The 675-nt window shown below is 29.6% G+C and carries 1 protein-coding gene; it reads right to left on the bottom strand.

Annotated elements, in window-relative coordinates:
* Positions 1-150: 150 nt before the first annotated feature.
* A partial coding sequence (locus H2650_RS15710; RefSeq protein ID WP_223151130.1) for a gliding motility-associated C-terminal domain-containing protein occupies positions 151-675 on the bottom strand: 525 nt, incomplete at its 5' end.

Below are 675 nucleotides of genomic sequence, written 5' to 3' on the forward strand. Positions count from 1 at the left end.
CTAACGTCCCGCTACTACAGCGGGTTTGGGACTAAATTAAGCCCATTATTCGGATTTGCCAAATCATCCCAAATACAAGACCAACTTTCCATTAAGCCTATTGCCCAAATCCGTTGTAGTAGCTGTTACCAAACGTTTATTCAGTTCATATTATTTTTGAAATATAATTGGGTCGTCAAAAGGGAATGTACATTCAGTTTCTGCGCTAAATACTTTACCTTCTTCTTCTGTTTTAACTATACACACATATCCATACTCAACGAATGTTTGTTCATTTTTCACTACAAGTTTATATTTCACGGTTCCGCTTTTAATATTATCTCCGCAAAAAGAGTTGGAGTTTTTACCATAATTTTCTGTTGTGAAAAGAATTTTATCATTTAAATCATATATTGTTAAAGAGTTAAATGAATATTTATATAAATTCTCCACCAGAAAACAATCGTTAATACCATCTTCATTTGGAGTAAATACTGAAATAACATTTATTTTTCCAGCAGTTTGGTCAAGATTATTTATGTTCTTAGATTGCAATGGATTTTCTCCACAACATAAAAAAGTTTTTTGTTCAGTATTTGAATCATTACTATTACAACTATAATTGACTAATAAGATTAAAAAGATAAAAAATACAATTCTGTTTTTCATAAAGTAGGTTTTTAAATGTTTGGTAAC

Source organism: Flavobacterium sp. GP15, from assembly GCF_014281985.1.
Lineage (GTDB): Bacteria > Bacteroidota > Bacteroidia > Flavobacteriales > Flavobacteriaceae > Flavobacterium > Flavobacterium pygoscelis.